General features: G+C 59.3%; 4 protein-coding genes and 1 pseudogene. 3 read left to right on the plus strand and 2 right to left on the minus strand.

Annotation, left to right across the window (positions count from 1 at the left end):
- The 3 genes and pseudogenes from C7389_RS25935 to C7389_RS24460 all read left to right on the plus strand — a co-directional run.
- A pseudogene (locus C7389_RS25935) lies at nucleotides 1-79 on the plus strand (transposase); the annotation flags it as partial.
- Nucleotides 80-663: 584 nt separating this feature from the next.
- Nucleotides 664-1,416, plus strand: a complete 753-nt coding sequence (locus C7389_RS24455; protein WP_133595278.1) for a hypothetical protein — start codon at nucleotides 664-666, stop codon at nucleotides 1,414-1,416.
- Nucleotides 1,417-1,476: 60 nt separating this feature from the next.
- Entirely contained in the window at nucleotides 1,477-2,709 is a 1,233-nt protein-coding gene (locus C7389_RS24460; RefSeq protein ID WP_133595279.1) for an SGNH/GDSL hydrolase family protein, read from the plus strand.
- Nucleotides 2,710-2,891: 182 nt separating this feature from the next.
- On the opposite strand, the gene C7389_RS24465 is transcribed toward C7389_RS24460, so the two are convergent.
- Nucleotides 2,892-3,458, minus strand: a complete 567-nt coding sequence (locus C7389_RS24465) for an imm11 family protein (RefSeq protein WP_133595280.1) — start codon at nucleotides 3,456-3,458, stop codon at nucleotides 2,892-2,894.
- Nucleotides 3,459-3,561: 103 nt separating this feature from the next.
- Nucleotides 3,562-4,749, minus strand: a 1,188-nt coding sequence (locus C7389_RS24470) for an RHS repeat-associated core domain-containing protein (protein ID WP_211342537.1), incomplete at its 5' end; no start/stop codon positions are given.

Here is a 4,749-nt window from a genome sequence, read left to right on the forward strand (position 1 = left end):
GAGATTGAACTGTTTTACCTGCCGAGCTACTCGCCGGAGCTCAATCCGGATGAGTATCTGAATGCCGACTTGAAGGCTCGCATGAACGCGGGCGAACCCGTTCGGACACCAGAGGCGATGCAAAGCAAACTGCTCGGGCATCTGCGATGCCTGCAAAAACAGCCTGAACGGATTCGGTCGTACTTCAAACACGAAAAAATTCGCTATGCCGCCTGAGCTGTTTGGTAATTTGTTGCCGGGTTAATAGTCTGGCACGCCTATGCCGGTGGATTGGACAAACACATGGCGTTCCCAACGTCTGGCCAGCCGGTCTGCCCAAGCCGGCGAAGAACGGGGGAGATCCGGGACAGCACAATCGCAACGCCGCCACCTGGGACACGCAGAGCGGCCACTACGGCCATTGCCATGTTCCCGAGAACACCCACTGGGAGCCAAGCTACACGACTGCCGAGGTGGATTTCCTGATGAAGGCCAGCTTCGACGACAACGGCAAGCTCCTGAGCCCGCTCCCACCGCTCGCGCCGGCTTCAGCCGCACCGCACCAATGCGAGTAGGTGCGGCGACAGGCCGGCATCGCAACGCTGCAGCTCAATCCACATCGACCATGCCCTACCACGACGTCGTGCCAATCGGCGTCCAGGCCTACTTGCGGGATCTCGCAATATGGCCACCGACACAGCGCGTAAGCGTCAACAAGCAACAGCTAAGAAAACCGCCAAAGCTCGGGGGTTGAAAGCCGCGGATGCCAGCGCCCGCGCATCCGCGACAGTCAACGTCGGCAGCGTTTTGTCCTTCATCGAAGGCGTAAGCGAGGAAGACAAGAGCGACGTGCTCACTCAGTCCAACTGGCCCAGCGAGCGGCGAGCGGCGAGCGGCGCTTATGACCGCTTTACCCAAACTCAGTTTTGGTACCAGAAGTACATCGAGGTACTACAGGCGCTCGGATGGGCCAGCGAGCAGTTCAGTTTTTTGAACTTCAGACAGGACGAGGGCGAATTCCGCATGGACCAGGCCGCCGTCGGCGTGATCACCGCCATTGCCACGCAGAACCAACTGAGTGCGCTGAAGCAGGCGATCGACGCCCTTTCTGCGTTGACCGAAGATGACAAAACTGTTTCCTTGTTCGACTTCCATTCCTCTATGCAGTCGAGCGGGAACTTCCAGCTCGGCGCCATACGGCGCACCGAGAACGGCGCCATTTCTATGGCTGTGGGCTGCTTTTTCTTTCATGCCATTGACGAGCGTCGCCGCTTCCTGTTCTTTCGCTGGGGCACACAGAAGGCGCAGTTCTGGACGGCCGCACAGCGGATGACTTTGAACAAGGACCTCCACGCCCGCCGCCAGGCGGATGTCATAGCCAAGCTTGATGCAAACGCGACGGAGTACCTCTCGGACCGGAAGATTATCAAACGTTGATACAGCTGTTAGGTAGTGAGACGCGTTTGATTGATGCTCAATCCACGTACGGAGAAGCACATGCCAACGTCAGCCAAGAAGCCCCGCCAAAAATCGGGGAGGCTAGCAGGGCGGACCGCAGCGAAACCCGTCGCGAAGAAGCAGGCGTCGCCGACCACCTCGAAGCCACAAACACTGCGAGTTCCGGCGAAGGGGCCACTGACGCTGAAGCAGGCTCGGGCTCTTGTCATGGGCACGTCCGAGCCCCAGCACGCCGTGGGTGCCGCAGATGCCGTGCGCCGCCGTTCGTCCCGCGCGGCCGCCAAGGCCGCTGTCGCCCCTTTGCCGGTGCCTGCGACGCCACAGACTGTTGAAACGGCGCGCCGGCTGCTGGTCCTGCAGCAGCAGGATGAATTGAAGCTGCGCACGAACGATTACAAGGCAACGCTGACGCTGTTGCAAAGGCGTGGCGTCAAGGGCCTAGCGGAGAAGGAGCCTCCCGCCAAAGCGGAGACCGCTGCCGTGTCGAAGCGCCGTGGAACCCGTTCGCTCACGGCCCTCACCGTTGCGCCGGGTCCCCTACGCGTGTTTGCGGAAGGTGACTCCTGGTTCGACTATCCCGTCCCCTTGTTTGGCGGCGGCGTGATCCCACGCTTAGAAGAGCGGCTGGGAGTACCCATCCTTAACCTCGCCCAAGCGGGAGATGAAACGCGCTTCATGCTCGGGGTGAAGCAGCGCAGACTGATCTCCCGCCATCTCAGGGAGGGGTGCCCCGATGGCCAACCGTGGGATCTGATGCTTTTCTCCGGTGGCGGCAATGACCTTGTTGACGAACCACTTGCTTTATGGCTGCGCCCGTTCGACGCGACGAAGTCGCCGAAGCAGTTGCTCAATCAGTCAAGATTTGGCACCGCACTGGCGATGGTGAAGGCTGCGTATGAGGATCTCATCGAGCTACGGAACCAGCTAAGCCCCAGCACCCACCTGGCGTTCCACGGCTATGATTTTGCTATTCCTGATGGCCGAGGCGTCTGCCACTTAGGCCCTTGGCTTAAACCAGCCTTCGATCTGCATGGATACAACCTAGCGACATCCACCGCGGTCGTGAAGGAGATGCTCACCCAGTTTGCCGCCATGCTGACCGTGCTCGCCAAGAGGCCTGGCGTGACTTTTATCAAGACCCAGGGGATTCTGCCGCCAGTGAAGACTTCATGGCACAGCGAACTCCACCCATCCAAGTCTGGTTTCAATCAGGTCGCCAACCAGTTCCATACGCAGATTAAGGCGCTGTTTGCAGGGAGGGTGCTGCCGTAAGGCGGCGTCCTTGCTGCGACCGTGCCAAGTCGCCTGCAGTCCGAATTCCACTTTCTCTTCAGCGGCACGACGAAGCGTGGAATGACCGGCGCAGGCCATCTCGGCCTGACTCAACCGAAACATCCTCCGCGAAAAGCGGGGCGATTCAGGCTGGCCCTGCCTCACCCTACCCGTCCTCAAGATCAATCCACCCGTTCGTACTTGACTCCCGACACTTTTCTCTCCTCGAAAATGCTCTTTACTTCCTTTGAGGCTATCAATGCAACCGGCCAACCGGCAACTCTGAATAGGTGATGTCCGTCTGCTGCCTTTGGGTCGATCCTGAGTTTAGCAACCATCCGGAGCTGGCCGATCTTTTCGGGACGGCCATCAGCATCAGTCCACCTCGTGACCAAAGATCTTGTTTCATCAATGCACTGAAGCAGGTCACATACATTAAGAATCTCAAATCCGCTCTTCCCCTCTACCGTCACGGGAATCCGTTGAATCGCCGGACCTGTAATGGATTCTAACGCGGCGTTGACTTGCGCCGATGTGACCACCATGTCGAAATCACAGAGGTTGAAAGCAACTTCATTCCCTGCTCGACGAATGGGCAATGACATTAATTGCTGCCGATCAAAAGGTACCCCTTGCGTGAACAATCGCGGATCAATCTCATTGCCAAAAGGGTCCAGTGGAGCCTTCAAGTACCAACGAGACGTCGCAGTTGGATCTGCTAGCAGCCGGAAGAACTTGCCTTCACTCATGGTTTTTTCGTTATCAGACTATTCAAGTCAGAGCCAGGAGTCCGAATCTCTTGACCAATGGCGCGGAGCTCAACCTGCAGAGCATCGCGATACGCTGAACCGTTCAATCCATTGGTCGCACTCGTAAGTCGATCAAAGACTGCTTGATGATATGCCTCCGGTGAGGTCCCTTATGCCCCGGCACCGCAATTTTGTTGAGCGCATCATCGAGCTTCATCCCCGCCTTGTCAAAAATTGCCTCAAACCGTGGAGTCCAAGGCCCACCTGTTGCAGCCGAAATGCAATTCTTGTTAGTGCAAATGTGGTGGATCGCTGTCTTTGCTGCATCGTAGATTGAGTCCGCCGCGCGCCCAAGCCCCCGCAACCCGACCACACCCGCACTGGCCGCAAATCCTATTTCTCCGAACGGGGTCGGCTCTGCGACTGCAAACGCACCGATCCCCGTCAGGGCAGATACTTCTTCACCGGTCGGCAAGAAGGCTTGGCCTGCATCGCTCAAGACACCTCCAACCCCGCTGGCGAACAGCCGCAGGTCAGCAGCCGCCAACCCGCTCGGATCACCGAAGTTGACCGGATTATTCCCCACATAGGCATACAGGTTCAGATCGTCCCGCGTCCCGATCGGGTCCGTCTGCAGGAAGCGCCCCAGCGCCGGCGAATAGAACCGTGCCTTGTAGTAGTAGAGATTCAGCCCACCCAGGTACTGCTGCCCGGTATAGCGGAAGCGCACACCGGTGGTGACGTTCGGTTCGCCGAACGGGCCGTAGCTGTAAATCGCCGTGCTCGTGCCCGCGCTGTTCGCCGCCCCCACCACGCTGCCCAACTGGTCTGCGTACAGCCAGGTCTTGTTCGTCGTGCCCGTGCCTTCGTACCACACCAGCGGCTCATCCACCCCGGGGCCATGCACGTAGCGCCGCAGCAGGCTACCGCTGCTGTTGTACTCCGCAACCAACTCCGTGCCGTCATAGCGCAGGTTGGTCGTCACCCCACCCAGCACCGTCGCATGCAGCCGCCCTTCCGCGTCGTAGGACAGCGTGGCGCTGTAGCCTGTCTTCGTGGCGGTCTTGAGCCGGTTGTCCACGTCGTAGGTGTAGGTCCACACCCCGTCGCCGCTCAGGTTGCCATTGGTGTCGTAGCTCAACGCGCTGCCCGCGGCCGCGGTGTATTGGTTCAGCCCGTTCGCGGTGTAGTTCTGCGTGCCGTTGGCGGCGCCGGCCCATTGGTAGAGGTCGTTGCTCCAGCTGTGGCTGGTGATCTCCCGCAGCGGGTTGCGGGTGTAGGCGTAGCTCTG

The organism is Azoarcus indigens, from assembly GCF_004361735.1.
Taxonomy (GTDB): Bacteria; Pseudomonadota; Gammaproteobacteria; order Burkholderiales; family Rhodocyclaceae; genus Azoarcus; species Azoarcus indigens.

Excerpts from the sequence above, each read along its gene's own strand:
- C7389_RS24455 (WP_133595278.1), top strand. The coding sequence starts at position 664 with ATGGCCACCGACACAGCGCGTAAGCGTCAACAAGCAACAGCTAAGAAA.
- C7389_RS24460 (WP_133595279.1), top strand. The coding sequence starts at position 1,477 with ATGCCAACGTCAGCCAAGAAGCCCCGCCAAAAATCGGGGAGGCTAGCA.
- C7389_RS24465 (WP_133595280.1), bottom strand. The coding sequence starts at position 3,458 with ATGAGTGAAGGCAAGTTCTTCCGGCTGCTAGCAGATCCAACTGCGACG.